25 protein-coding genes and 1 other RNA gene are annotated in these 26,258 nt (G+C 42.9%); 4 read left to right on the top strand and 22 right to left on the bottom strand.

The annotated features are described in order from the left end of the window. The first annotated feature begins 45 nt into the window (after window positions 1-45). A complete protein-coding gene (locus tag AC3WJJ_RS18060) occupies window positions 46-3,009 on the top strand; it encodes a histidine kinase (protein ID WP_492542839.1) in 2,964 nt (987 codons plus the stop codon). After that, a complete protein-coding gene (locus tag AC3WJJ_RS18065; RefSeq protein WP_492542841.1) occupies window positions 2,981-3,763 on the top strand; it encodes a LytR/AlgR family response regulator transcription factor in 783 nt (260 codons plus the stop codon). Before AC3WJJ_RS18060 ends, AC3WJJ_RS18065 begins: the two co-directional genes overlap by 29 nt. Window positions 3,764-3,840: 77 nt before the next feature. Here the strand turns inward: AC3WJJ_RS18065 and AC3WJJ_RS18070 are convergent, their stop codons facing one another. The 17 genes from AC3WJJ_RS18070 to AC3WJJ_RS18150 all read right to left on the bottom strand — a co-directional run bounded on the left by AC3WJJ_RS18070 (window position 3,841) and on the right by AC3WJJ_RS18150 (window position 19,107). Next, window positions 3,841-5,094, bottom strand: a complete 1,254-nt coding sequence (locus tag AC3WJJ_RS18070) for a mechanosensitive ion channel family protein (RefSeq protein ID WP_492542843.1) — start codon at window positions 5,092-5,094, stop codon at window positions 3,841-3,843. A 250-nt stretch (window positions 5,095-5,344) separates the two neighbouring features. Next, complete coding sequence (locus AC3WJJ_RS18075) at window positions 5,345-6,406, bottom strand: DMT family transporter (protein ID WP_492542844.1); 1,062 nt, start codon at window positions 6,404-6,406, stop codon at window positions 5,345-5,347. Window positions 6,407-6,454: 48 nt separating this feature from the next. Continuing rightward, window positions 6,455-7,282, bottom strand: coding sequence for an urease accessory protein UreD (locus AC3WJJ_RS18080; protein ID WP_492542846.1), 828 nt, complete (start codon window positions 7,280-7,282; stop codon window positions 6,455-6,457). Next, window positions 7,257-7,892, bottom strand: coding sequence for an urease accessory protein UreG (gene ureG / locus AC3WJJ_RS18085; protein ID WP_492542848.1), 636 nt, complete (start codon window positions 7,890-7,892; stop codon window positions 7,257-7,259). Before ureG ends, AC3WJJ_RS18080 begins: the two co-directional genes overlap by 26 nt. Window positions 7,893-8,203: 311 nt before the next feature. Continuing rightward, window positions 8,204-8,812, bottom strand: coding sequence for an urease accessory protein UreF (locus AC3WJJ_RS18090; RefSeq protein WP_492542850.1), 609 nt, complete (start codon window positions 8,810-8,812; stop codon window positions 8,204-8,206). Between the two features lie 73 nt (window positions 8,813-8,885). Then, complete coding sequence (locus AC3WJJ_RS18095; RefSeq protein ID WP_492542852.1) at window positions 8,886-9,329, bottom strand: urease accessory protein UreE; 444 nt, start codon at window positions 9,327-9,329, stop codon at window positions 8,886-8,888. 72 nt (window positions 9,330-9,401) lie between these two features. Further along, window positions 9,402-11,114: an urease subunit alpha gene (ureC, locus tag AC3WJJ_RS18100; protein WP_422659297.1), complete on the bottom strand. Its 1,713-nt coding sequence runs from the start codon at window positions 11,112-11,114 to the stop codon at window positions 9,402-9,404. A gap of 3 nt (window positions 11,115-11,117) precedes the next feature. Beyond that, a complete protein-coding gene (locus AC3WJJ_RS18105) occupies window positions 11,118-11,480 on the bottom strand; it encodes an urease subunit beta (RefSeq protein WP_492543095.1) in 363 nt (120 codons plus the stop codon). 122 nt (window positions 11,481-11,602) lie between these two features. Beyond that, complete coding sequence (gene ureA / locus AC3WJJ_RS18110; protein ID WP_492542854.1) at window positions 11,603-11,905, bottom strand: urease subunit gamma; 303 nt, start codon at window positions 11,903-11,905, stop codon at window positions 11,603-11,605. 287 nt (window positions 11,906-12,192) lie between these two features. Then, window positions 12,193-12,612: a nickel-responsive transcriptional regulator NikR gene (gene nikR, locus AC3WJJ_RS18115; protein ID WP_492542856.1), complete on the bottom strand. Its 420-nt coding sequence runs from the start codon at window positions 12,610-12,612 to the stop codon at window positions 12,193-12,195. Between the two features lie 18 nt (window positions 12,613-12,630). Beyond that, complete coding sequence (locus AC3WJJ_RS18120) at window positions 12,631-13,314, bottom strand: class I SAM-dependent methyltransferase (RefSeq protein WP_492542858.1); 684 nt, start codon at window positions 13,312-13,314, stop codon at window positions 12,631-12,633. Then, on the bottom strand, window positions 13,308-14,192 hold the full coding sequence (locus AC3WJJ_RS18125) for an ABC transporter ATP-binding protein (RefSeq protein WP_492542860.1): 885 nt from the start codon (window positions 14,190-14,192) through the stop codon (window positions 13,308-13,310). The genes AC3WJJ_RS18120 and AC3WJJ_RS18125 overlap by 7 nt, the downstream gene beginning before the upstream one ends. Window positions 14,193-14,202: 10 nt before the next feature. After that, complete coding sequence (locus AC3WJJ_RS18130; RefSeq protein WP_492542862.1) at window positions 14,203-15,033, bottom strand: ABC transporter ATP-binding protein; 831 nt, start codon at window positions 15,031-15,033, stop codon at window positions 14,203-14,205. Further along, entirely contained in the window at window positions 15,034-15,879 is an 846-nt protein-coding gene (gene nikC / locus AC3WJJ_RS18135; RefSeq protein WP_492542864.1) for a nickel ABC transporter permease subunit NikC, read from the bottom strand. A 1-nt stretch (window position 15,880) separates the two neighbouring features. Then, entirely contained in the window at window positions 15,881-16,819 is a 939-nt protein-coding gene (gene nikB, locus AC3WJJ_RS18140) for a nickel ABC transporter permease (protein ID WP_492542866.1), read from the bottom strand. Window positions 16,820-16,832: 13 nt separating this feature from the next. Then, window positions 16,833-18,464 (bottom strand): nickel ABC transporter substrate-binding protein, encoded by a 1,632-nt coding sequence (nikA, locus tag AC3WJJ_RS18145; protein ID WP_492542868.1) that lies wholly within the window; start codon window positions 18,462-18,464, stop codon window positions 16,833-16,835. A gap of 124 nt (window positions 18,465-18,588) precedes the next feature. Next, the gene (locus tag AC3WJJ_RS18150; RefSeq protein WP_492542870.1) at window positions 18,589-19,107 is read right to left on the bottom strand and encodes a GNAT family N-acetyltransferase; all 519 of its coding nucleotides are present in this window, start codon (window positions 19,105-19,107) and stop codon (window positions 18,589-18,591) included. Window positions 19,108-19,646: 539 nt separating this feature from the next. On the opposite strand from AC3WJJ_RS18150, the gene AC3WJJ_RS18155 reads away from it, so the two are divergent. Beyond that, window positions 19,647-19,994, top strand: a complete 348-nt coding sequence (locus AC3WJJ_RS18155) for a BAR domain-containing protein (protein WP_422659287.1) — start codon at window positions 19,647-19,649, stop codon at window positions 19,992-19,994. A 98-nt stretch (window positions 19,995-20,092) separates the two neighbouring features. On the opposite strand, the gene AC3WJJ_RS18160 is transcribed toward AC3WJJ_RS18155, so the two are convergent. Next, window positions 20,093-20,887: a sensor domain-containing protein gene (locus tag AC3WJJ_RS18160; RefSeq protein WP_492542872.1), complete on the bottom strand. Its 795-nt coding sequence runs from the start codon at window positions 20,885-20,887 to the stop codon at window positions 20,093-20,095. A 211-nt stretch (window positions 20,888-21,098) separates the two neighbouring features. After that, on the bottom strand, window positions 21,099-22,460 hold the full coding sequence (locus AC3WJJ_RS18165; RefSeq protein ID WP_492542874.1) for a sulfatase family protein: 1,362 nt from the start codon (window positions 22,458-22,460) through the stop codon (window positions 21,099-21,101). Window positions 22,461-22,707: 247 nt separating this feature from the next. On the opposite strand from AC3WJJ_RS18165, the gene AC3WJJ_RS18170 reads away from it, so the two are divergent. Further along, window positions 22,708-23,658, top strand: a complete 951-nt coding sequence (locus AC3WJJ_RS18170; RefSeq protein WP_492542876.1) for a helix-turn-helix domain-containing protein — start codon at window positions 22,708-22,710, stop codon at window positions 23,656-23,658. Between the two features lie 298 nt (window positions 23,659-23,956). Here the strand turns inward: AC3WJJ_RS18170 and AC3WJJ_RS18175 are convergent, their stop codons facing one another. The 3 genes from AC3WJJ_RS18175 to smpB all read right to left on the bottom strand — a co-directional run bounded on the left by AC3WJJ_RS18175 (window position 23,957) and on the right by smpB (window position 25,982). Then, window positions 23,957-24,550: a hypothetical protein gene (locus tag AC3WJJ_RS18175; RefSeq protein ID WP_492542877.1), complete on the bottom strand. Its 594-nt coding sequence runs from the start codon at window positions 24,548-24,550 to the stop codon at window positions 23,957-23,959. Window positions 24,551-24,816: 266 nt separating this feature from the next. Continuing rightward, window positions 24,817-25,181, bottom strand: a transfer-messenger RNA (tmRNA) gene (gene ssrA, locus AC3WJJ_RS18180). A 321-nt stretch (window positions 25,182-25,502) separates the two neighbouring features. After that, the gene (smpB, locus tag AC3WJJ_RS18185; RefSeq protein WP_422659273.1) at window positions 25,503-25,982 is read right to left on the bottom strand and encodes an SsrA-binding protein SmpB; all 480 of its coding nucleotides are present in this window, start codon (window positions 25,980-25,982) and stop codon (window positions 25,503-25,505) included. Window positions 25,983-26,258: the final 276 nt, after the last annotated feature.

A 26,258-nucleotide genomic window follows, 5' to 3' on the forward strand; every position in this document is an offset into this window, starting at 1 on the left:
GAAATCTTAAACACACAGAAGTGTGAAACATAGGGGCGTGACATCATGAAAAAATGGATTGGTTACTTAGGTGTCGCATGTGCCTTAATTGCCATTCTGTATATGATTTTTAGTGACCAAGGCGCAAATCCCGCCAAGATCAAAGCCGTTGATGGTGTGCTAGACCTAAGAGCACTGTCAGATTCACCATCCGTGTCGTTAGCCGGTGATTGGAAGTTCACAGCCGAATCATTTGTCCCCCCAGCAGACTTTGAGAGTGAAGCTCACAATCTAGAGGTACCCGGTCCTTGGGCATCCAACGTGCAGTGGGGAACCTATCAATTAATTGTATATCTACCCGATGCCTGGTCAGAAGTTGGACTTCGTGTTCGGAATATTTGGTCCGCTCACACGATCTATGTCGATGGGATTCCCATATCGGAAAAAGGGAAGGTCGCGGAGAATAAGCAGGATACCTTACCGGAGAATCCAGCTTATGAGGTGTACTTTAAACCAGACGCACGCCAGCTACTTATCACCATTCATGCATCCAATTTCTACAACACTAGGGGCGGTATCGTGCTACCGATTGATATCGGTGATGCCGAACTGATGAAGGAAGATGTGAATCAGGATCTTTCACTGGAGTGGACCGCGACTTTATGTTTATTGCTGTTCAGCGTGTTCCATTTAACGATCTACTTACTAAGAACGAAGGACGAAGCTTTTCTGTATAGCGGACTGCACTTTCTCCTCTTGGCCTTTGTTATTGTACTGCGAGGAGAGCGACTATTAATCCATCAGTTCCCGTCATTTCCTTTCGAACTCTATTTTCGCCTGCAAGATACCCTTACTTTCCTGACATCGCTTTTGCTTATTGTTTTTATTACTAAAATGATTCCTTCTATTATGAAGCAAAAAACGCTGTTTCTGCTTATTCTCCCGCTCCTGGTCTATGCATTGTTAAATGCCGTTCTCCCGGCCAGAACGGTATCAGGAGCACAGTACCTGTTCTTTTACTACAATGATGTATTGTTCCTCGGCATCATCATTCGCATCTTTTATTTGACGGTCAAAGATCGAATTAACATACGGAAAAATGAAGCAATCATCCTCATGCTCATGCTTCTTTTTCTAGCCATATTCGCTATAAGTTCTTCATCAGATAACCTGTATTTTACGGGTCGCAATGATCTGAACAGGATCGGGTTGATCGGATTTATGATGACCATGAATATCTTTCTTGGCATCCGTCTAATGAATCGGGCTGAAGAATCGGAACAATTAACCGCTAAACTGCAGAAAGCAAACGATGCGAAAGATGCTTTTTTGAAAGTCACTACACAGGATTTGCAAAGACCTCTGCATGATGCCATTCATTTAATGAAGACGATTACCCGTGAGCAGAATTACGAGAAGCAAAGCGAGCAATTATACATCGCTGAGCAACTAATGGGGAACATGGTTTATTTACTGAGAGATCTTCACGATTATACTCGGTTGCGATTTGATGATTATGCAGTCCAGCTTCATTCAACCAATCTACGGATGGTCATGCTCCATGTCATTCAATTGATGCAACTTACATTTACGAAGAAGAAAATCGAAATAAACGAACATATTTCAAATCAGCTTTACGTATGGGCCGATGAGCAGCGTCTGACACAAATACTTATCCGCGTCATGACAGAAATATCCCATGAAACTGCGGAAGACATCCTAACCATTACATCCGAACAGGTTGGTAACGATGTTCTGCTTCAAGTAGCAGCTTCACGCGAATGGACAACAATGAATGATGGACGCCAAAGCTCATCGGGACTCATGTTGACGGAAGAGCTGATTCAGCAGATGAACGGAAGTATTACGTATGAACGTATGCAGAACGCCATCTGTTTCACCGTCAGACTTGCTTTCAGCGACTATAAAGAGCCCGCTCATGCAGATGAGCACGATTACAACATCCCCCCTGCGGTGTCCCAAGAAGAGCGAGAGCTAAAGACACTCCTTCTCGTGGAAGACAATGTGGTTCACGCAGAAGTTATAAGGGGAATGCTCAAAGATATATACCAGGTCCGGGTTGCTTATACGGCGGAAGATGCGCTTGAATACTACGATAATCATCCAGAAATTGCGATGATGGTTATTGATGATATTATTCCGGGTGACATGAACAGTCTGGATTTGCTTCAGCAAATCCGTACACGGGCCTCCTTAATGGAACTGCCAATCTTGATGATGATTTCTTCCGAATATCCAAGACATATTGAGATGATCTTTAATTCTGGAGCTAATGATTATTTAATGAAGCCTTTTTCAACAGAAACCTTGATGGCACGCCTGAATGCTACGGAACAAACAAAGCTGTTTATGCATAAAGCAATAGAGTATGAAATGGCCTTTCTGCAGACGCAGATCAAGCCGCATTTTCTATACAACGCACTCAGTAATATTATTTCATTTTGTTACACCGATGGAGAGCGTGCAGCTTATCTTCTAACCATGCTCAGTTCTTACCTGCGATATATATTTGAAACGAATCGGGACGACCAGTTCTCTTCTCTTCAGAAAGAACTGGAAACGATAGAGGCTTATGTAGAGGTAGAGAAGGCTAGATTTGGTGAACGATTAACCTTTGGTTATGACATCGATCCATCCATTAGAGCAGAGAACGTATGGATCCCGAGCTTGCTCTTACAGCCTTTAGTTGAGAACGCGATTCGCCACGGCCTATTCGACAAAGAAGGTCCTGGACATGTTCAGATTACGATTTCTCAACAAGGCTCACTTCTAAACATACAGGTTGCAGATGATGGTGTAGGCATGTCCACGACCCAATGTGTCGAGCTGATGGAGGGAGCGAATACGCATAGCGGCATCGGATTTACGAATGTACGCCGCCGCGTACATGATCTCACCCATGGACGACTTGAGATTAGTTCTGTACCAGGCATAGGAACAACCATTGATATAATTATTCCCCTGAAGGAGGGACAAGAACATGTGGAAGATCATCATCGTAGAAGATGAGAAACCGATATTGAGCCTGCATGAGCGATTGCTTGAAACCTATGGCCCATTTCAAATTGTAGGTTGTTTTACATCACCATTCGATGCGTTAGAGGAAATACCGAAGCTTGAGGTGGACGCCATCTTACTAGATATTGAAATGCCGAGGATGACAGGAATCGAGCTCGCTAAAAGCCTCGTGGAGAAAGGGATTGACGTGCCCGTGGTCTTTACAACAGCTCACCAGCAATATGCCGTACAGGCTTTTCGTGTACAAGCCCTCGATTATATCCTGAAGCCAATGACCTTAAATATGGTTAAACGGCTAGATGAGCGCCTTCAGAAATACTATGGCCAGAGGCCCAAGCTCTCGAGTAAAAAGGAGCTGCATGTCCGGTTATACGGAGAATCATATGTCAAAAAGGGAGAGCAACTCGTGAAATGGCCTACTCGTATAACGGAGGAGCTGTTCTTCTATTTCTTACTTCATGAGAATAAATTGTGCTACAAATGGAGAATTGTCGATGATCTCTGGACGAATGTAGAGGAAAAGCGTGCGCTCTCGAATCTGTACAATACCATCTATCGCATGCGTCAGCTGTTCATGGAGCTAGACATTCCCATCGTCATCGAACGAATGAATGATGGATACATCATGAAATCTAACAACAGTATTATCATTGAAGGAGCAAAGCAATCAGGCTCCTCTCTTCTAGAGTCGAAAGGGTATTTATGGGCTTATCGATTCGAACCAGCTAATTCGCTTACTTATTGATATGGACAATCCAAAAAGGTCCCCCATTCGTTAGCATTATCTAACGATGGCGGGACCTCTTTAATAAGGGTATGTCTTCAGTACTCACGCGCATACTCTTTACTCTCTTGCAAATGAACAAGATCGTGGCCTGTAGGATTCTGGAAAGCACGAAGACCAAATGTCGGCGCGACTGCAAAAATATGATCGAAGATATCAGCTTGAAGTGATTCATACGCCGCCCAGTTAATATCATTGCTAAATGCATAGATCTCTAGCGGCAGCCCGTTATCTCCAGGCGCTAACTGTCTAACAATCAGCGTCATATCCTTATGAATTTTAGGATGATTTCTCAAATACTGATGAATATATTCCCTGAACACACCGATATTCGTAAGCTGTCTCCCGTTGACGTTACTCTCCATATTAATCTCATGTTCTATATTATACGTATGGATTTCTTCCAATCTTGTCGTGATATACTCCGAAAGATAATCTATCTTTTGAAATTCCTCAATCATTTCTTGGGTACAAAAAGATATGCTGCTCGTATCGATCTGGATACTTCGCTTAATTCTTCTCCCACCGGATACTTGCATACCTCTCCAGTTTTTGAAGGAGTCTGAAATCAGGGCGTAGCTTGGAAGCATCGTAATGGTCTTATCGAAGTTCATGACCTTGACCGTATTCAGTGTAATATCAATGACATCACCATTTGCATCATACTTAGGCATTTCAATCCAGTCTCCGACCCGAACCATATCATTGGATGATAACTGGACACCTGCGACAAGACCTAGTATAGAGTCCTTAAAGACCAGCATCAGAACAGCTGATAAGGCACCAAGTCCGCTAAGAATAATTACAGGGTTCTGACCGATAAGGGCTGAGATCACCACAATCGTACCGATAATGTACAAGAAGATCTTTGTCACCTGTATATATCCTTTAATCGGTCTGATCTTGGAAACCTCAAATGTACGATAAATAGCTTCAACAGCATTAAGTAACGCACTAAACACCGTAATCGTTACGATAATGATGTAAGTTACGGCCAATTTTTGAATCACAATTTGATAGAACGGAAAAATAGAGGCCGAAGAATAGATGATAATTGCTGGGACAAGATGTGAAAGCTTATGAAATACTCGTTTCTCCAAAATAATATTGTCCCACGTATACCGGTTATTATTGATGATATGCGTAATCGACTTCAGTACAATTTTCTTGGTGATAAAGTTAGCTAATATGCAGATCAAAGCTATAAAAACAGCCATGATCAGATTTGATAGAACACCCGTTAAAGATTCGTTTAGTCCATAGCCATCTAGTTGATTTTTGATAAAATCCATCATTTCCTCCTAACGATGTGTGGATTAGCCTAGATTATAGAGTAGTTTTAATGCTTGCGCAAATATGAACGATATTCGTATACCCAAGCAGCTAAGTAATTTTTAAGAAAACTTTGCACACAAAAAAAGACCCAGCTTTCGCTGGATCTTTCTAGCTATGTTTGATGACATGCGACTGTGTTACTGTCCAATAATTCATAAAGCTTCTATTATAATAGGGCTTGAATTTAATAATCGTTATGTTTATTCGTTAGGGTAATCCTGCGGATGTTTCCCCTTTAAACTTCTTCATGATTCCTGCGTGCAGATTATTCTGATAGGCTACCGCTCCAAGAACTACAACGACGCCCAGAATCTGAATAACAGACGGTATTTCACTAAATAGAATAATAGAGATGATAGCAACCGTAGAAATTGGGCTTAGCAACAGGAGTCCCGCAACAATAGTCGAATTCAACCGAACGGAACCATACTGAACAAATGTCCATGCGATAGCTTGTCCTACGATACCTAACACAAGCATCCATACCCAGTTCATTGCAGTGATTGGATCACCGAGGGTCGTTTCTGGATTCATTGGAAGTGCACCATTGACCATAACCCCATGAGTCAGATCAAAACCGCGATCGGAGAAAAAGGTCATAAAAATCACAGGAGCCACTAGCTGAGCAGCTGTCGCCCATGCCATAGGCTGGACAATCTGACCCATATTCACTTTAGTTGCCTTACGGCTCGTATAGAGGTAAATCCCGTAACACACCCCGGATACCATACCAGCAATCGTTCCAAGAATAGCAATATTCATACCATAGATCGTGGCTGGCCCTTCCGAAGTCCCACCTCCATCAAACACACCACCAGACATGACAACACCTAATATCATGATCGGAGCAATAATGAAATAAGTTTTAGGAATTCTTTCCCGGTCAAATAAAAATGCAAGAGCCGGCAAAATAATAATCTGAAGATTCAGCAAAATCGAGGCAATACCCGATCCGACGTAGAAAATGGAATAGTTCCATGCTGTGAAGTCAATTCCGAGAAACAATCCTGCAAGAATTGAAAGAAGAATACCCTTTTTGTTGAGCGCACCGATCTTCTTCACTTCTCTAAAGGCAAATGGGAGCAATGCCAAAAGCCCGATCGAACAGCGAAGTATCGCTGATGTTGCTGGTTCGAAGTTCGATAGTTTTACCCAAGGGGCAGTAAATGCGAGTGCAGCGATACCGATCAAGAGGAGCACATAGGCCCGAGCATTGGATGCTCCGCGCTGTCCCACCTGAACATTATTTTGAATACTACTACTAACCAAATCTTTCACTCCCAATATATTTTAGATTGTATAGGCATTTACGCAAGATCATGCCAAGTAGGAGGCAAGCTCATCCCATGTGTTATTCATTTCTTGTTTTAATAACACCAAGTCTGACGCCAGCCATCTGACATTCACTGCTTTTCCTTCAAGCAGCGCGGCACTTGCCTGAATATGTTCAAACCGCTGAAGTTTTTCATTTAATTCTCGGATGTCCATTTGCTGTAGCTTAGGAGACACACACCACAATGATCCGATATATAAATGCTCTTCTAGCAAACCTAGTTGTCCAAGATTCATGTGGTCAGGAGAAAATAAGAGGGCATCATAAATCAAACAGTCCTCATCCATCCACACTTGAAAATTTGTTTTTACATCATGATATTGAAATTGCTCTCCCCGCTTATCACGGCCTGGAGATAGAATTTCACCCCACAGAAGCGCAGCATCCTGTGCCATATGAACAACCGTTTTCCCACTAAATTTTGCACTTTCAAACGGGATAACTGCTTCTGTTTTCCATGCAAGACTAGCACCTGTGCCGATCGTCACGTCAATATTCTGCGTACTCCATATTCCGTTATATGAAGGATAGATTTTGGTTGCAGATTGTGGAATAAGACAGACATGTGCTCCTTCTTGGACATCGATTTTAAATTGGTTTTGGTCCCCTGCCAGAAGACCACCTGAGGTTTCAACCATATATACCGTTGCCTCAGATGGCTTAGCAGGATTAAGATACATGGCTCTGCTCGCTCTAAGCGGGGGAGTCTGGTAACAATTCATCATGATTGTTTTGTTCCCGCGATGGTTAAACGTTAATGACAAAGATCCATTGTGATGCAGTCGTTTATTTGAACTGTTTTGCAGACTCATCCGATATCACTTCCAGTAATAAATCAGATTTAATCCAGGAAACGACTTCTTCAAGGCCTTTTTTCGTTTTAATGTCTGCAAAAACAAACGGTCTTTCGCCTCTAGACTTCTTCGTATCACTCTTCATTCTGTCAAGATCTACGCCAACGTAAGGAGCAAGATCCGTTTTATTAACGATAAGTAAATCGGAACGGGTAACACCAGGGCCACCTTTTCTCGGAATATCTCCACCTTCGGCAACATCAATTACATAGATAAATGCATCCACTAATTCAGGACTGAAGGTTGCCGATAGATTGTCGCCGCCGCTTTCTAGCAGGATAATATCCAAGTTCTCAAATCGCTGTTTCAATTCATCAATGGCTTCAAAATTCATTGACGCGTCCTCACGTATTGCGGTATGAGGGCATCCACCCGTCTCAACACCGATAATGCGATCGGGTTCAAGAACCTTCTCGTTGATCAAAAAGTCAGCGTCTTCTCTCGTGTAAATATCATTGGTAATAACAGCGATATTATATTGATCTTTCAGTGCTTCTGAAAGGATTTTGACAAGCGTTGTCTTACCGGAACCAACGGGTCCACCAATGCCAAGGTGTATTGTTCTCATATTCACAATCTCCTCGTCTATACATGATTTAAAATCTCAATTCGGTCTATTTATGCCTACAAAATTTAAAAGTCACTCATTTGGATACGCTGAGAGAATCCAGTATAATCATCTTAGGACCTCATTTAAGGGGCCACTTCTTCTCATCTGGGTGCAACCATATGAAAAGAAGTGTATCCCGGTATCATGAAATGATATTAGCTAGATATGAGTCCGTTACGTATCAAGGTACGTTGTTGACTGGTGAAGGGGATTTGAAGGACCTTCACCTCAACAATGACCTGCTGTGCACCTTGACATATCCGTGCGTATCATGAAATAAACAAACGTGAATGAAGAAATTCGTGTTTCATGGATGCAATCTCAAGCCCAATAGAATTGTTATCGAGATCGTCCAAGTCCAGCGTCATCACTCGCCTTGCCGTTTCTTGTATGACAGGCAGTAAGGAAAAGGTCGTTTTGACTCCGCTCATCTGCCCTAAAGGAACCGCACGGACAGCGTTTTGAACAAGCGCTGTTATGGATGAATAGAGAAATGTTTCAACCGCCATCTTCAGATCCACACCTAAAGTTGCCGTATATATGCCGTATATCACGGGATAATGTCCCTTGATTTTCTTGCTCTTTAATTGTTCATACCAGAACCTAAGCAGCTCTTCTTCGTGTAATGGGTATACCATATGTAGAAATTGCCTACCCATCATCGCACTACCCTTCCTTGTCTCGGGAGATAACTTGATGGCATGACATATCTTTTCGAGGTGGATAAGCCCTTGTTTGTCGAACTTTCCTGCTAGTTCATAGGCTTCCTTAACAAGGATCGCATCCGTTGAAGCAAGGTTATGACGAACATACATTTCACAAAATTCTCTTAAATCATCTTCATTACGAATGAGATTCTCCTGAATATAGGTTTCCATGCCAAAGGAATGCGCAAAACTACCGGTTGGAAACGCGGAATCATGGATTTGAATAAGATGAAGGAACCACGGATTAGTGTTGATGTCCCTTATATTTGAAGGGCTCTTTGAACCTCCGCTCTGATTGTTCATAGGTAACCCCCACTTCATCCATTAATTTCTCAAGCGTATGATCATAACGGACCAGAATTTCATTATCCTCGATAATACAAGGCGTGTGACGGTTACCTATTTCAAAAGCTGCCTTCCCCATTTCCTTCATCGTCTTCGGCTTGATGACATACACCTTCTCCAGCTTTGTACGAATGGCAATCAAGGTATCCTCATCTTCATACAGTACATCTCCATAATGCAGGTGGCCGCCATTATCGAGTGATATAGAGACATCGGTACCGCCTTCTGTTTGTTTGCGCAAGATTCTCTTATTGAGCTCTTCCCATTCCAACTCAATCCAATCAATCTTTTTATTAGAAGACGTATAATCCTTGAGATTTCCTTTTGTCGTTGTAATAACCATCCTTTTGCCCTCCTTTAACTTCGTGCAATAGTACCTAATCCGAATCTCTTTCCGTGCACTTGAACCTTTCTTCTAGAACAAGAAATATTTTTGAGCCATAGCGAGCTTCTCAAACGGTTCACACGTAATAAGTTCTCCATCCACCTTAACTTCGTACGTCTCTGGATTGATGTCGATATCCGGCGTCGCGTCATTCCACTTCATATCCTTCTTGCCAATATTGCGGCAATTTTTCACAGCCCCAATCCGTCGCTTCAAGCCAAGCTTATCTGGCACTCCTTGCTGAATCGCTCTCTTCGACATAAAGGTAATGTTGGCGCTAGAAATCGCACTTCCGTAAGCGGCAAACATACGACGATACATCACTGGCTGTGGTGTCGGAATCGATGCACCTGGGTCACCAAGCTGCGCAGAAACAATGAATCCACCTTTAATGACTCGATCGGCTTTCACGGCAAAGAATTTCGGCTCCCACAGAACAAGATCGGCAAATTTCCCTTCTTCGATGGAACCAATTTCATGCGAAATTCCCTGTGCAATCGCTGGATTAATTGTATATTTTGCTACATACCGCTTAGCACGAATATTATCGGATCCGTTCTTCTCTTCAGGCAGTGCACCACGTTGTTTTTTCATCTTGTCTGCCGTTTGCCATGTGCGAAGGACCATTTCCCCAGCCCGCCCCATCGCAAGAGCATCCGTAGACATGATACTGATTACGCCCAGATCATGAAGAATATCTTCAGCCGCAATCGTTTCCGGACGAATCCTTGAATCCGCGAACGCAACGTCTTCAGGTATGTTGTGCTTAAGGTGGTGACAGACCATCAGCATATCCAGATGCTCGTCAATCGTGTTTACTGTAAACGGCCTTGTTGGATTCGTTGATGAAGGCAATACATTCGGCTGACCAGCCATCTTCATAATATCTGGAGCATGTCCGCCTCCAGCACCTTCGACGTGGAAAGAGTGAATGACCCGGCCATTAATGGCACGAAGTGTATCTTCAAGAAATCCTGCTTCGTTCAGTGTGTCCGAGTGGATAGCAACTTGCACATCAGCTTCGTCTGCTACTGTCAGACTGCGATCGATCGATGTTGGTGTTGCTCCCCAGTCTTCGTGAATTTTTAGACCGACTGCACCCGCATCGATTTGTTCGATGAGAGGAGCGAGAGACGAAGCGTGGCCTTTTCCTAGAAATCCAACGTTAATTGGAAAGCCTTCCGCTGCTTTTAACATCATTTCTATATTCCATGCACCTGGAGTGACGGTTGTCGCTTTAGATCCTTCCGCTGGTCCAGTCCCACCGCCGAACAAGGTTGTTACCCCATTAGCGAGAGCCACGTCAATCTGATCCGGATTGATAAAATGTACGTGGGTATCAATTCCGCCAGCCGTAACAATTTTGCCCTCGGCAGCAATGACTTCTGTAGCTGCGCCAACGATCATATTCGGAGTAACTCCATCCATAATGTCTGGGTTACCGCCTTTACCGATGCCGACGATATAACCATCTTTCACACCGATATCTGCCTTATAAATTCCTGAGTAATCAAGAATAAGTGCATTTGTAATGAGAAGATCAAGGACATTCTCAGTCCGAGTGTTCGTACCATTCTGGCCCATACCTTCACGAATGACCTTCCCGCCACCGAACATCGACTCTTCTCCGTAAACGGTGTAGTCCTTCTCGACTTCAACCCATAGATCCGTATCCGCGAGGCGAACTTTATCGCCAACCGTTGGACCGTAATTGGCAGCATATTGCTGTCTACTGTATTTCAACGTCTATTCAACTCCTTTATATCCTAATTCCTTAGCTCTATTTAGAATCTCTTGCCTGTTGTTAACTGAACCGTTGGTTAAATCTGCAACCCCATAGACACGACGAGCACCACCGATTTCGGTTAACTCAATTTCCTTCTCTTCACCTGGCTCAAATCGAACAGCAGTACCTGCTGGAATATTCAGCCTCATGCCGATACCTTCTTCACGTTCGAATGATAGCTCGCGGTTCACTTCCACGAAGTGAATATGTGAGCCTACCTGAATCGGTCGATCCCCGGTATTGGCTACACGAATCTTAATTTTCATGCGGCCTGCGTTAATCTCTATAGGTTCTTCTGCTAAGCGGTATTCACCGGGTACGATATAATCATTTGCTACAGCTTGATCACTCATTTGTTCTATCCCCCTTTTTAATTTCCCCTGGTTTTAGATGCTATTTCTTAACAAGATATTTTGTTAACGCTTTCAAACCCTCATGCTATTCTTCACGAAATCGGGTTGTGGACTGTTACGAGTTTAGTTCCATCTGGAAAAGTCGCTTCTGCCTGAATATCTGCAATCATTTCCGGAACCCCGTCCATAACATCCTCTCTTGTTAATACGTGTTTCCCTTCTTCCATCAGCTTAGCTACCGTCTTTCCTTCTCTTGCCCCTTCAAAAATAAAACTAGTAATAACAGCAACTGCTTCGGGGTAATTCAACTTAAGGCCTTTCGCTTTTCGTTTCCATGCTAATTCACTCGCTAGAAAAATGAGTAGTTTTTCTTTCTCAACTGGATTCAAATGCACTCTCTTCACCTCTTTCCTATGGATTACTTGACTTCATAAAATGGTTATATTCACCATATGGTTACTGATTCTACAACGTAAATTTATTGCAAGCTGTGACTAACTTCTCATAACTAGGAACGAGTACTCATCTGACGATGGTAATCACGATGAAACTGGATGGAACAAAATGGACTTTTTAGTTTGACTATGTAATTTTTTGTATAACAAAAAAGCTAGACCTTTTGGTGGACTAGCTCTCCAATTCGATGCAACAAAAGTAATAAATATAGGTGCATTTCTTCAACTCATACTTGCTCTATCGGGGCCACTATAAATTTCCCATATTCCACCCCTTTTAAACTAGTCATTTTGTTGCTCAGAACCTTGATATCTCTCGCTTTTCCTTTCACGATGATCAGTTCAAGACAGCTCGATTTATCTAGATGAAAATGGGTGGTAGCCAATATGTTATCATGCATATCATGCTGAATATTGGTCAGCTCTTCAAGCAGATTTCTCTGGTGATGGTTGTAAAATAAAAGGATACTCCCCGCTACGGTTTGATCCTCCATTTCCCATGACTGCTGAATAAGCGCATCTCGTATAAGATCTCGTACAGCTTCAGAACGATTGGTATATCCTTTCTGTGTCACTAGATAATCAAACTTTCGAAGCAAATGCCCCTCCATTGAAACACCAAATCTCTTTAATGACGAATCATCCACTGCACCCTACCTCCTTCTTTACAACTTCGTAAATCGAAATATATAACTATTCTCATAAGCTACTGTCATCTCATCATGCAGGCTCTTGAAATATTTCTCACTGCTAGAAACTGAAATATAATCAGACGGCACTCTTCGCTTAAGCTCTACTCCAAATCCCTCATGACTAAAGGCTGAAGCAATATCGTCAAGGGTATGCATATTGGCCTTTAAGTGACTGTACTTTTCAATCTCTTCTCTGTAAAATTCCCCGCTGGGGTTAGACGTTAGATCCATGTAGGTTACATAATAAACTCCGCCAGGCTTTAGCGCTTTGCTCAATTTCCATGCATGGGTTTTTAAGTCATAGATCAAATAAATGACCGACAAGCAAAAAGCAAGATCGAACCTACCTTCAAACTGTTCCGGTGACCCCGATACGATATAATCAATCGGTAAATTCCCTTTTCTTTCATCGGCTATCTCTATGGATTTCTGTCCTAAATCGATGCCTACCGCGTCCTTATACGGTTTAACTTGGTGAAGAAGTCTTAAGAATCCACCTCGATTACAGCCGAAATCCAGAACGGAATATTCCGATAAATTCTCTTCTTTCAAGGTTGAAATGAGCTGCATCCAGCCCTCTTTATGTCCTTCCTCCATTAGGGATTCGCCAGCTTCATTATTCCACCATACCTCATAGCTATGTTCCGTTTCTAACATGTTTGTCCACTCCTTACGATCCGTTGTTGTACATTCGTTTCAAGGAAAGGCTCTTGCATTTCACCCTTTGATGGAGTTGGTCCCGCTTTATTTCGATCTCTCGGGTGACTGGGGAGAATAGATGCCAGGAGCTGCTTAGATACAGGGTGTTTCATAGAAGAAAGTGGGTCCTTACAGCTGATTGTCTCGACAAGTTGACCTTTGCTCATAACGGCCAATTGATCTGAGATAGAGCGAACCGCCATAATATCGTGCGAAATAAATAGGTATGACAACAAATACCGCTCTTTCAACTCATCTAGCAGTTTCAAGATTTGATGCTGGATAAGTACATCAAGACTGCTGACTGCCTCATCCAGCACGATCAACTTGGGCTTTAATGCAATGGCTCGTGCAATACTTATTCTTTGTAGTTGCCCACCACTGAATTGATGAGGATACTTTTTTATATCCTCTGGATGTAATCCAACCGACACCAATAATTCTTGTACCGTTCTCTTCTCTTCGCGGGCGCTTAATTTCTCGAAATTTCTTAGAGGCTCTCTTATCGATTCATAAATAGGCCATCTAGGATTTAATGAACTATAACAATCTTGGAATACGGTTTGGATTTTTCTACGAACAACTAAACGCTCTTTCTTGCTCATGGTCACCAGGTCTTTTCCTTCGAACCGGATTTCTCCTTGATCTGGTTTCTCAAGACCAAGGATCATCTTTCCCAGTGTACTTTTACCGGAACCGCTCTCTCCAACCAGACCCAGGCACATCCCTTGGTCTAAGGTTAGGCATATGTTGTCCGCCACCTTTAGCTTTTTGTTGTTAAACATGCTTCCCGCACCCAGGGTATAACTTTTGTTCACATTTAATAATTCAAGCATATGCTCACCTCTACCTAACTTCCGGCTGTTCATATTCAGGTATAGCTGTCCCCATTCCAGGTCTTGCTTCTAGCAACATACGGGTATACGGATGCTCTGGTTGGTCGAATAGCTTAGCTACTGGGGCTTTTTCTACAACACTCCCATTGTTCATGACCATCACTTCATCTGCCATGTATGCAATGACGCCAAGATCATGGGAAACAAGCAGCATTGCTGTATTCTGTTCCTGACACAATAGATACATTTGTTCTAGCAGTTTCACCTGATGTACACTGTCCAAGGCCGTAGTCGGCTCGTCGGCGATTAATACAGCTGGCTGTAAAGACATCGCTATCGCAATCATCACTCTCTGGAGCATCCCACCGCTCAATTGAAACGGATATTGATCCATTATTTTTGCGGGATGAGGAAGACCTGTTTTGGCGAGATATGTCACGGCCATTTCATGAGCTTCTACACGTGAGAATGAACCATGTGCTCGAAGGGTTTCTATAAAATGATTACCAATCGTGATTGTAGGATTGAAGGCACTCATCGGATTTTGCATAATGACTGCAAGCTCTTTACCGCGCATACTTCTCATTTGATTGGCATTTAATTGAAGTAGATTTCTACTCCCCAGATGTATCGATCCTTGCTCTATGATTGCTGACTCTTGGAGCAGGCCCATAATTGCAAGACAAGTCATGGTTTTACCACTTCCGCTGGCTCCAACGAGACCTAATACTTCTCCTTTTTTCAGTTGAAAGCTGACATCGTTCACAATCTTCTTCATTCCTTGTAGCGTGGAAACACGAATATGCAAGTGCTCGACATTTAAAACGATGGGATTGTTCATTTACTTAACCTCAATTCTTTCTTGGCGAGGGTCTAACGCATCCCTCAAAGCATCTCCGATAAAATTAAAAGCCATGACGACCAGCATAATACATACACCCGGATATAGCATTAGCAACGGACTGCTCTTCAAGAATTGCTTACTGTCATTTAGCATGGCCCCCCATTCCGGTATAGGCGGCTGAATGCCTAGCCCCAAAAATGAAAGACCCGAAATACTTAAAATGATGCTCCCTAAGTTTAAAGTGGCCAGTACAATGGTTGGAGGTAATATGGTAGGGATAATATGAAATAAAATGATTTTATAAGTTGGCGTTCCAGCAATTTTGGCTGCTAAAATAAAGTTCTGCTGCTTAGCTGTAATAACCATGCCTCGGATCCAGCGCGCGTACCAAACCCAGTAAGACATCACCATAGCAAAAATAACATTGCCCATGCCCGGCCCAAGGATACCTAGCATAGCGAGTGACAGAATCAGACTGGGAAATGCCATGAATAGATCACAAAAACGCATAAAAATACGATCTATAACGCCGCCGATATAACCCGAACACGTTCCAACAACTACGCTGATTAAAATAATCAACAGCATCACGATAAATGAGATCCCGAGCGAAATTTGTGTACCATAGATCAAGCGGGATAAAATATCTCTTCCTAAGTGATCTGTACCAAGCAGATATGTAGATGAAGGCCCTTCTAGCTTATGCTCAAGACTAACGAAATTGGGATCATGTGGCGCAAGCCACGGTGCGAAGACGGCTAGAACAAGCATGAGGACAAGCATAAGGCAGCTGATCCCTGTTAGTTTATTGCTTACCAGCTTTTTGAACACTACGGCATCCATACTAGTACACTCCTCTCTTGCGTACCCTCGGATCAATAACCGCATGAAAAATATCAATTAATAAATTGCAAATAATAATAATCGTTGTAACAAGCACCACATAACATAAAATTACCGGGTAGTCCCTAGCAGACAAAGCATTGACGAAATAACGTCCCATGCCTGGCCATGCAAATACATTTTCCACAATAATTGAACCGCTTAATTTATGACCGATATGCATACCCATTGTTGTAATCAGGGGGGTAATTGCATTCTTCAGCACATGCTTTCCGATAATGAGTTTCTCTCGAACCCCTCTTGCTCTGGCATAAAGAACATAGGGTTGATGCAATTCGTCCATCGTACTGCCTCGGAGCATCCGTGTGTACACGGCTACGGATGCCAAGGCAAGGGTGAGGGAAGGTAGAATAAGATGCAGTATACTTCCCCTCCCCGATACAGGAAAATAGCCCAACTTTAATGAAAAAATGTAAATAAGCAAAAATCCTAGACAAAAACTAGGTGTAGCCGCTCCGATAAATGAGAGTGTCCTGCTAAAGTGATCGAACATTCGATCTTTATACAGTGCTGAGAAGATGCCGATCGGCAGACTGATAATAAATGCAAGAGCAATTGATGAGAATGTAAGCTCTAGTGTTGCCGGGAGGTAATTTAAAATCTCATCCCACACAGGCTTATTACTTATATAAGAATTGCCAAAGTCTAGTCTGAGAACACCGCTTAACCAATTCACATATTGAATAAATAGCGGTTGATCTAATCCGAGTTCTGTCCGGACAAGCTGAATTGCATCATCGGTGATAGGGATTTTGGATAACCTTAAATACGCTTCAGCTGGATCGACGGGCAAGAGACGAACAAGCAGGAATGTAATCATAGAAACGCCCAATAGAATGGGTATGATGCTGAGCACTCGCTTTACAATAAACCTGACCATCCCACATTAACTCCTATTCCTTGTCCATTTTCTCAAAGGGGATCTCACTATTCATTTGTCCAAACTGAAGACCTTTAATGTTCTGATGATAGACCGTTAAGTTCGTACCATACGATATTGGGAGATACACAGCCTGCTCATGAAGTGTAGTGAGAATATAGGTGTATAGCTCTTGCCGTGTTTCCTCGTCTGTACTTAGTAGTGCCTCCTCAATTTTCTCGTCAAGTTCCTTTTTCATCGGTAATCCTACTTGTGCCTGATAGTCAGCATGTGAAGGTATTCGCATGGATGATACCATTGCATGAGGATCATACGGTATGCCGAATGTATCGCTGAAGATCATATCAAAATTACCATTTGTTTGACGCTGTCCGAATAATTGATTCTCTTCACCAATTAGTTTTACTTGAATCCCAATTTTCCTTAGGTCACCTTGCAGCACTTCCGCGATAGATTTATGTACATTGTTAGCACTATCAAAACTGAGCTCCAATTCCAGTACAGCTCCATCTTTCTCTCTAAACTCTTTCTTCGCAGGTAATACCCAACCCGCATCATTCAGCAATTGTTCCGCTTTACTCACATCGTATGTATAAGGCGTCAGATTCACGTTAGAATACGGAAAGTCGGCTGGAAATAGGGTGTCCGCAAGTTTATCCGTACCGTAAAACACATTGTCGATAACTGATTGTTTGTTGAAGGCGTGCTCAATAGCTTTTCTCACGTTTATATCTTGAAGGGGACCTTTACTTGAATTAATGGCTATGGATTTCGTAAAGAGAGGGGCAGAAATGGCTGTCTCGTACTTGCCTGTCTCCTTCAAATATTTAAATGAATCCAGGCTGATGCTCCCATCACCGTAGATCACATCAATTTCTTCATTTTCAAATGCCAGCACTCTGGATTCCCCATCAGGTATTACAGCGATGCGAATTTGATCTACCTTCGGTTTCTCTCCCCAATAGTTCTCATTAACACTAAATTCGGAGTATTCATTAATCTTGTAGTCCGTCAAGACCCAAGGTCCAGTTCCAATCGGTGCCTTAATCTCTTCCGAAGTATTGCCGCTTGCAGGAAATCCCGCCTCTCCCAAGAAACGAAGGGGTCTGATTAGGGCTAGCTCTTGAAGCATCGGATAGTAAGGATTATGTAAAGAGATGGTTACGCGGTATTCCCCATCTTTGGTTGCATCTTTGATCTGATTCACTAACTCTAGCCAGCTATGGCGCTTTTTATTAGCCAAAACCGCTTTGATGTTCTTAACCACAATGTCCGCATTAAAGTCAGAGCCATCAGAGAACTTAACATCTTGACGAAGAAAGAACGTATACTCCTTACCATCCTCTGAGATCTCCCACTTCTCAGCCAGATGAGGAACCACTTTCCCCTCAACATATTTAACAAGTGATTCATAGACCATATTTTGCGCGAACATTTGGTTTGGAGCATACATATGGGGATTGAGTGGGCCAATATCGTTAGCAGACGAGAATCGAATGATCTTTCCCTCGGCCTTAGAGCTGTTACTATTCTCTGCCGCCGATCCCGAAGGCGTTCCGTTACATGCAGTGACTAGAAGAGAAGATATAAGCATAATGATTAGCAGGTAAGTCAATTTAAATGAACGATTAGGCGGATTTGTCATGGATGTAACTCTCCTTAAAGTTTTAGATTTTGAGTTTTGATAAGACTTTCGTTTTTTTGCTTATTGGACAGGCCGGTTAGGCACTATAACGAACGAACAATCTGGAAATGCTCATCCTGCCAACTTATCCCAGTCTCTTGTCCATATGCACGGTTTCAAAGGAATCAAATGACTCCAGCTGGAATTGAAACCCTTGTTTCTCCCAAAAGGGTACTGCTCCTAGCAAAAATCGATGCGTATGCAAATACATCGTTTCATACCCTTTGGCACGAGCAATCGGAAGCAATCTTTTGACTAATTCCGTCCCCAGTCCTTGATGTCTTAGCTCCGGCTTGACATAGCATTTAACCAACTCTGCGGTAACCTTCGGTACGTATTTTCCTTTAATTTCAGGGATCCGATCATCATACGGAAGAAAAGCTGAGGTAGCTGCAATAGCCCCTTCTTTATCGAATGCGGCAAGAAAGGTCGCTGTATCTGATCGATAATAAGTCTCTTGAAATGCTGCCATATCCGGGGGAATGCGGTTCGGGTCAAGCATAGGAAACACTTCCCGTATAATCTCCAGTACGAAACGCATAACCGAGGTCAACTCATGGAGCTCAATCTCTCTTATTACATATGTATCTAGATGCTTACTCATCTTTACCTACCTTCTTTCGCTGTCTTATTCCCTCTGTCATGTGCTGAATAAATAACACGTTTCATTCGAAAAGTAACACGATTACACAAAAAGAAACGGCTTTACAAATAACCTCATTTAGCATAAAACAGCTCAACACCTAGGGATAATCACGGTAGCACATGTGCACCACACCCGTGTTACATCTCTACAAGAACGTAACACGAAAGATCATGGCTAAACCCATAAAGCGAAGACTTAAAAGAGCTTCGCCAGCATGTTAACTGAAACCGATTGCAAGCCAGTAGATTCGAACCTCCTTGTTCCTTTTTGCACAACCCTTTGTTGTGGTAATTATTTCTTATAATCCATTTACATAATATGAAAAACATCACAGGCAACATTTCAACGGGTATGGGTAACCAAGCAATACGACATATTTTAAAGTCATCCTATCTTATTAAACGTTTCTCCTTTTCCTATTCCAATATTTGTGCTTTAGTAAATATAGATTCCTAATCGCCATACTATAATACCTAGCTGAAGGAGATCTCTACCCCATGAAGCAACCCTTAAATATCATTCTGGATCGATGGAAAAGGACTGGGATTGTCACGATTGGTGGTCTACTCATCGGAGCTGGATTTGCCGATTGCCTGATTGCCTTGAAACAGCCCGATTTGAATCAAATCGCAAGAGGGTTAACCGTCTTTAGCGCGGGCCTAACCATATTAGTCATTATGGATACCTCCAAAACTCAAAAGAAGACCGAGCAAACCCAAGAAGAAACACAGCTTCGCCTGAAAAAAATAGAAGACAAACTAGATGCTATTCATCAATCTCAACACATAACGAATACGCAGTATCTTGAAATCAAAGAGCTGCTAGAGCAACAAACGAATTCATAGATTACATAAAAAAAGCAGCCTCCCGAAAGGAGAGGCTGCTTTTAAACTTATTATTCCCCGCGTCTACAACCTCCAATATTCCTTAAACAAGAGGGCTTCTAAAGCTCTCTATGGGCTGGTTGCATCGTCCCTTGCGTGGGTTGATCCGCATGATACTCGAAATATTGAGATTGAACAAGTTCATCGATGGGGGCTTCATCCTGCGGCATGGCTGACTGCTGATATGGCTCATCCACATACATGACTCTGCGCTGAATTTGCATAAGTCCATTCACAATACGAAGCGCGACCCAGAAAAGAATAAGTCCAACACCTACATACAGTAAATATTGCTGATTATATGTCCAATCGATATGGAAGTAGCTAAACAAGCTATTCTCTAGAATATCCAGCTGCATTTCATTCATCAAAATAATATGCACAACGGGAAGTGCAATAAATCCGAGTCCAAGTGAAAGGGCCGTTATCATAATCACAAAGAATACGATGCCCGTAACAAATCTTAGGAATACGAGAAGCAAATTTCGGATAAATAATCCTCCATCAAATCCTCTCACCATTTGCTTCAACCAATTTTGTCCGGTTTCCATTTGTCCCTTGTGTGTATAAGAAACAGGAGGAGTAGGTAGCCCTAAAATTTGTCTGATAATATTTTGTTCAAAATTCACAATCCCATTGAGCAGCTTAGCTACCCCAAAAAACAGCGGGATTCCGATAAGTACCGGAGTTAAGCCGATGGACAATGCAACTCCTGTAACCGCTACTGTAAAATAAATAATCCCTAACGGGAGAGCTAACAGTAAATAGAGGATCGTTGCATAGGTTTTTGAGTTAAACAGCACCCAATTCACCTTCCCTGACTGCGCCGCTGCAGTCGCTTCTGTTGCCTTCATATTCAAACACTCCCTTGGCTTCATCAATCACGCACTGAATTATAAGTCCATTATATCTGCGTTATTGAGTCGACATAACCGTCTGAGGAGGTATCTGATCCTAGACTTTAGACTAGGACTATTCCTAGAGATTTTTATGCACAAAACTATGTTGCTTATTAAACACAAAAAGACACCCTCTCGGGTGCCCTCATGAAAAGTAACACAGGTATCAAACCGTAGGCAGCAAAAACTCATCTTCCGTATCCGCTACCCACTGCCGCAAACGGTCGTTAAGGCGTTTACGCTCTTGGTTATAGAGCGAATTGTAAGCCATATTTACTTGCTCGTAAGGATCCTCATTCAGGTTGAACATCAACCATGGCGTATTCTCCAGACATACGTATTTCCAACCGTCCGTTGTGACGATTCCCCGCCACGGACGATCCACGCTGTGGCCATGACCTGTCGGTATGACGGACTGCAAGTAGGCGGAATCGGGCAATTCTGGAACGGATCCACCTAGTCGCAAAGCCGACAAGTCCGTACCCTGCATCCAATCCGGTTTAGTGATTCCACATAAGCCAAGCGTAGTTGGGGCAACATCGACATGGTTAAACGGGATGTTCGATACTCCTGTCTGGCGCCCATAGAACGACTGCTCCCCACTGATGATCATCGGTACACGGATAGATTCTTCCCACGGCGACATTTTGCGGAATTGGCCATGGGAACCGTGCATGTCCCCGTGGTCGCTGAAAAACATGACATGTGTATCCTCCGCAAGCCCATTCTCCCGCAGCGTTGTCATGATCTGTCCTATATTCCAGTCCCAATTTTCAATCATCCCATAATATCCAGCCAAATCCTTGCGAGCCTGTTCCTCAATGCGAGGGATCGACGGAACATTGGGCCTTAGTTTAATGCCGGCAGCGTTGTGCCTCCCGCGAAATGATTCCGGTGCAATGTATGGATCATGCGGCGGTTGAACCGATAATACGGCGAAAAAAGGCTGATCTTGTTCTTGTTCCCTCTGTTCGTCCCCTCGCTCCTGCAAGTATTTGACGAACAGTTTGGTCATCTCGTCCGTCTCGTAGCCGGGCAAGCGGTAATGGAAGGCATTAGCGCCTTCACCGCCATGAACCCAGCAATCCCACTGGCTGTTGTTATTTTCATACCCAACCCAGTGGCTGAATCCGCCCCGCCGCTCCGGAGGGATGATATGAAAGGCCGCTCTGCCATGTCGCTCTTTGAACCCGTCGAGATGCCACTTCCCAAAGTATGCTGTCTTGTATCCAGATTCGTTCATGACATGTGCTATTGTCAGTTGATCCGATGGAAGCCTATGTTCATGGCCGGGTACTGCAAGATGCGGATATTTCCCAGTTACTAGCGATCCCCGGCACGGGCAGCACAAGGGAGTCCCTGCTACCGCATTGGTAAAATGCACTCCGGAAGCTGCCAAGTTATCAATGTTTGGCGTATATACATTCGGATCTCCACTGCAGCCTAATGCCTGTCCGCGGTGCTGATCGCCGAAAATCCAGATAACGTTTGGACGCTTGACGCCTGTACTGCTATTTTGATTACTCATCTATAATGGCCCTCCTCTATTGGATGTCAATGTATAATGGGACTTAAAAAGCTTTGCTGCGGTCAAAAATTCGCATAACCAGCTTTCATCATATATCCCTAATATTCAGGTTTGTGCCTAACTCTACCATATCGATGAACATTCGGATGTACCCAAGGCGGGGATAAATGTTTCAAAAATACAGATGACCTCGCGACTTTCACCCGGAGAAATCACGATTAGAAGACATCAATAAGGGGGCATGCAAATGCTGCAGATGGAATTGAATAACCGAAGTTCCTTGGATAATCTATACATCAACATACGCTGGATGAAGGAATGGAGACGTTCTAGTCTTAAACATACGGGCGAAGGGCCCTTGCCCTATAATACGTTTTGGCTGGTGTTGTCAGGAAGCGCTACGATGCAGTTCAACAAGGACGTGTACGAGGTAAAAAAATACGATATTGTGGCGCTTCCCGCGCAATCTTATCATAAATGGATTTCCCTCGGGAGCGAAGGACCCTTTCATTATCTTTCGCTTGCTTGCGAGGCTAAAGTGGGTGCATTCGATCTGCTGCGGTTATACCGCTTCCCTAACCATACAACTCTTTCCGACCATCGCGATTACGAAGAGTTGGTCCGTCTTTGGTTCGAGCTCTCGGATAACTTTCAACGCCTACTTCATGGTCTCAATGAAAAGAATTTGAACTGCCCAGAGCGAGGAAAAACAAGAAACGAGGACTACCCTGTCTTTATTTTCGATACAAAGCAAACAAGTCAGTATCTTAAGATTCGTTCCTTAGGCAATCTGTGGGTCCATCTGTTATTTGAATCGTTACAGCATAAGCTGCCTGAACAGCCGGTGACTTACGATAATCGTGTCTATGATGTATGCGACTATATTAAGAAACATTTGCACGAGCGCCCGTCACTGACGGAACTTGCCAAGCTTGTTTCACTCAGCAAGGAGCATCTTCGTTTTTTGTTTCAGAAAGAGTTAGGTCTATCTCCGATGAAATACGTCACCCAGCTCCGTCTGCAGCTAGCTCAAGAGCTCTTACTGTTTACCTCCGATTCAATGAAGGAAATTTCAGACAGACTCGGATATGACGATCAGCATCATTTTACACGGGCGTTTCGCCGGGAGGAGGGAATCTCTCCCTCAGAATATCGCAAGAAGTATAAGGCGAGCTTTGAGTACCCGATTGAATTATAGAATAAGACGTTAAGAGAAGCATTGATTGCTGTTGAGAAGCAAGGAAAGTACACGGGGATTTTCAAATGTAGTGTACGTTGATATTTGCTAACGAATCGAGAAAAATTAGCGTTTCATTACACATAGCAAAAATCCACAACCTTAGGCGGTTGTGGATTTTAATATTGTATGTAATCGGGGAAGTCGAAGGCCTTTCTGAAGATAACGACAACACAAGCTTCTACGGGTGTAGTTACAGTTCTGATGTGATTTAAAGTTTTTCAAAAATTACGCATACACTCATTAAACTAAGATCATCTTATTTAAAAGTGTCTAAAAACCATTTTGCAAATGTTGATGTAGACTCGGTTTTTAAAATCTCTTTTATTTCTATCTCATCACGTAATGTATATCCTAATGAGAACATGTTATTTACCACTTCATTGGTTCTTCTGTTTTGTATGTAAACCCCAAAGGTTCCTTCACCAAATATCCTAACATTATCAAGTTCCATTTTTTCTCCGCTTCCTGTACTAACTACAAAATCGGAAGCATCAAAAGCAGGGTCAAGAGGTTGAAAGATTATTCCCACAGATTTTATTCCTTTATCCTTATCATAATCTACTTCGCCAATTTTATAATTAAATTTCACTTTCTCTATACTATCAATGCCGTATACAATTGTAACTGTATTTGTTAATATACTCCTTACATTTTCTTCCGTAGCCATATAGGTCCTAAAATTATTCGTGATAAAACTATACGCTGCCAAATTGATGAAAGCACTAACTAATATTCCCCATAAAATTCTATTCCAAAGTATTTCATCCAATAAAAATAGCAACCTATCTCTGTGTTTGCTCTTTTTATGAGTTTCTTTTCTCGATACATTTATGGCATCCACAGAATTCATTAACCCCTATCATCCTAAATTTTTACTATTTCAATGTACCACATAATAATATTCTCAAGGGCAGTCTCAGTACATATTAACCTTCCAGGCTTATAAATTTTTGATCTAAAGGAAGTTGTCACATCGAGAACAAAGAAGCACACAGCTAATTCCTTAACATTATCTCTCTTAAAACTATCAAGGTAAGCAAAATCTCTACTATACAATTGGTTATCCTTCTAAATGTAAAAAAAGACCGCCTGAAAAGGCGGTCTTTTTAGTGTTATGTATGGAGGCGAGGGGAGTCGAACCCCTGTCCGAAGATAACGACAACACAAGCTTCTACGGGTGTAGTTACAGTTTTGATGTCACCCGAGTAGCGCCCCGTAACCGGCTCTACTTTGGGTCAGCCTGATTGTCTTCTTCAGCACACCCCAGGCGGAGATGTGACAGCGTATCCCACTAAAGTTGGGCCCTCATCCCGGTACATGGGCGATACAGAGCGAGAGCACGCTCACAGGTTATTAAGCTGCGAAAGCGTAGTTGTTTTGTTGTTTGCCGTTTAATAGGCTTTAGCGTTGATGAAGTGGACGCGTCCCCACTACCCGCTACTCATGCCCGAACTATCCCCGTCGAATCCAAAAACGCCCCCTTAATATGAGAAACAGTATCTACCTTATAAGGTCAACTGTCTACTCAAAAGGGCTTCCGGATTAGATCAAAGACGATCAGCCATAGCAGATCGATCTATTCCGCATTCTTTCCCTCCAAGAAAGAATGACGAAGCTTAAAGCTTGTTTTCAATGATCTTAGTGATCTCTTATATCACTTAGTATATCACATTCTGCTGTACAGTGATATATATTTAACAGGGAAAGCAGCTAATTGCTGCCATCCACTGTGTATATCATTACACGATATGTCCAAGAATTAATCATCATGCCAAATTCATATTTCTCATATAAATCTCAGCTTATCTCGCAATCTTCTGCTTCTCACGAAGAGCACGCTGGATATCACGCTGTGCATCCCGCTTCGCAGCCGTATCACGCTTGTCGTACTGCTTCTTACCTTTACCAAGACCAAGCAGCAGCTTCGCGTAACCGTTACGAATGTATACCTTAAGTGGTACGATTGAATATCCATCCTGCTTGGATTGACCGAGCAGCTTGCGAATCTGTTCCTTATGCATCAAGAGCTTCCGGGTCCGCGTCGGATCTGTGGGATTATTCCGGTTCCCTTGTTCAAAAGGACTGATGTGCATGTTATGGATATGAATCTCGCCATTTCGAATCGTAGCAAACGCATCCCCGATATTCGCACGGCCATTACGTATGGACTTTATCTCCGTACCTGTCAGCACCATACCGGCTTCATACGTATCTTCGATGAAGTAATCATGGGAAGCTTTTTTGTTCTGGGCCAGAACCTTCCCGTCACTTTTCTTACCCATGGTCTCACTCCTTATCATCGTCATATCACTTCATTATTAATCAAAAGGACTTCCGGAAGACCGCCTCAAACAGCAATCATACCAGAAGTCCATTGTACCAACTGAATGGGTCAAAAGCAAGAAAGGACAGGCGGTTGCGCCGTTCTCACATGCGAGAAGGAGCGCGGGTTTAAGCAAGATCGATCATCCCGTAGGAGAATATGAAACCACTCGTACCCGCTTTCGTGCTCCCTATCTCTCTGACTTCAGGGTATTTGACACACTATACCTCTCATT

It is taken from the genome of Paenibacillus sp. FW507-14B1B (assembly GCF_058781425.1).

What these genes read in the sequence shown, in the direction of transcription:
- AC3WJJ_RS18060 (WP_492542839.1), top strand. Translation starts at nt 46, where the DNA reads ATGAAAAAATGGATTGGTTACTTAGGTGTCGCATGTGCCTTAATTGCC.
- AC3WJJ_RS18065 (WP_492542841.1), top strand. Translation starts at nt 2,981, where the DNA reads ATGTGGAAGATCATCATCGTAGAAGATGAGAAACCGATATTGAGCCTG.
- AC3WJJ_RS18070 (WP_492542843.1), bottom strand. Translation starts at nt 5,094, where the DNA reads ATGGATTTTATCAAAAATCAACTAGATGGCTATGGACTAAACGAATCT.
- AC3WJJ_RS18080 (WP_492542846.1), bottom strand. Translation starts at nt 7,282, where the DNA reads ATGAGTCTGCAAAACAGTTCAAATAAACGACTGCATCACAATGGATCT.
- ureG (WP_492542848.1), bottom strand. Translation starts at nt 7,892, where the DNA reads ATGAGAACAATACACCTTGGCATTGGTGGACCCGTTGGTTCCGGTAAG.
- AC3WJJ_RS18090 (WP_492542850.1), bottom strand. Translation starts at nt 8,812, where the DNA reads ATGGAAACCTATATTCAGGAGAATCTCATTCGTAATGAAGATGATTTA.
- AC3WJJ_RS18095 (WP_492542852.1), bottom strand. Translation starts at nt 9,329, where the DNA reads ATGGTTATTACAACGACAAAAGGAAATCTCAAGGATTATACGTCTTCT.
- AC3WJJ_RS18120 (WP_492542858.1), bottom strand. Translation starts at nt 13,314, where the DNA reads ATGTTAGAAACGGAACATAGCTATGAGGTATGGTGGAATAATGAAGCT.
- AC3WJJ_RS18125 (WP_492542860.1), bottom strand. Translation starts at nt 14,192, where the DNA reads ATGCTTGAATTATTAAATGTGAACAAAAGTTATACCCTGGGTGCGGGA.
- AC3WJJ_RS18130 (WP_492542862.1), bottom strand. Translation starts at nt 15,033, where the DNA reads ATGAACAATCCCATCGTTTTAAATGTCGAGCACTTGCATATTCGTGTT.
- nikC (WP_492542864.1), bottom strand. Translation starts at nt 15,879, where the DNA reads ATGGATGCCGTAGTGTTCAAAAAGCTGGTAAGCAATAAACTAACAGGG.
- nikB (WP_492542866.1), bottom strand. Translation starts at nt 16,819, where the DNA reads ATGGTCAGGTTTATTGTAAAGCGAGTGCTCAGCATCATACCCATTCTA.
- nikA (WP_492542868.1), bottom strand. Translation starts at nt 18,464, where the DNA reads ATGACAAATCCGCCTAATCGTTCATTTAAATTGACTTACCTGCTAATC.
- AC3WJJ_RS18150 (WP_492542870.1), bottom strand. Translation starts at nt 19,107, where the DNA reads ATGAGTAAGCATCTAGATACATATGTAATAAGAGAGATTGAGCTCCAT.
- AC3WJJ_RS18155 (WP_422659287.1), top strand. Translation starts at nt 19,647, where the DNA reads ATGAAGCAACCCTTAAATATCATTCTGGATCGATGGAAAAGGACTGGG.
- AC3WJJ_RS18160 (WP_492542872.1), bottom strand. Translation starts at nt 20,887, where the DNA reads ATGAAGGCAACAGAAGCGACTGCAGCGGCGCAGTCAGGGAAGGTGAAT.
- AC3WJJ_RS18165 (WP_492542874.1), bottom strand. Translation starts at nt 22,460, where the DNA reads ATGAGTAATCAAAATAGCAGTACAGGCGTCAAGCGTCCAAACGTTATC.
- AC3WJJ_RS18170 (WP_492542876.1), top strand. Translation starts at nt 22,708, where the DNA reads ATGCTGCAGATGGAATTGAATAACCGAAGTTCCTTGGATAATCTATAC.
- AC3WJJ_RS18175 (WP_492542877.1), bottom strand. Translation starts at nt 24,550, where the DNA reads ATGAATTCTGTGGATGCCATAAATGTATCGAGAAAAGAAACTCATAAA.
- smpB (WP_422659273.1), bottom strand. Translation starts at nt 25,982, where the DNA reads ATGGGTAAGAAAAGTGACGGGAAGGTTCTGGCCCAGAACAAAAAAGCT.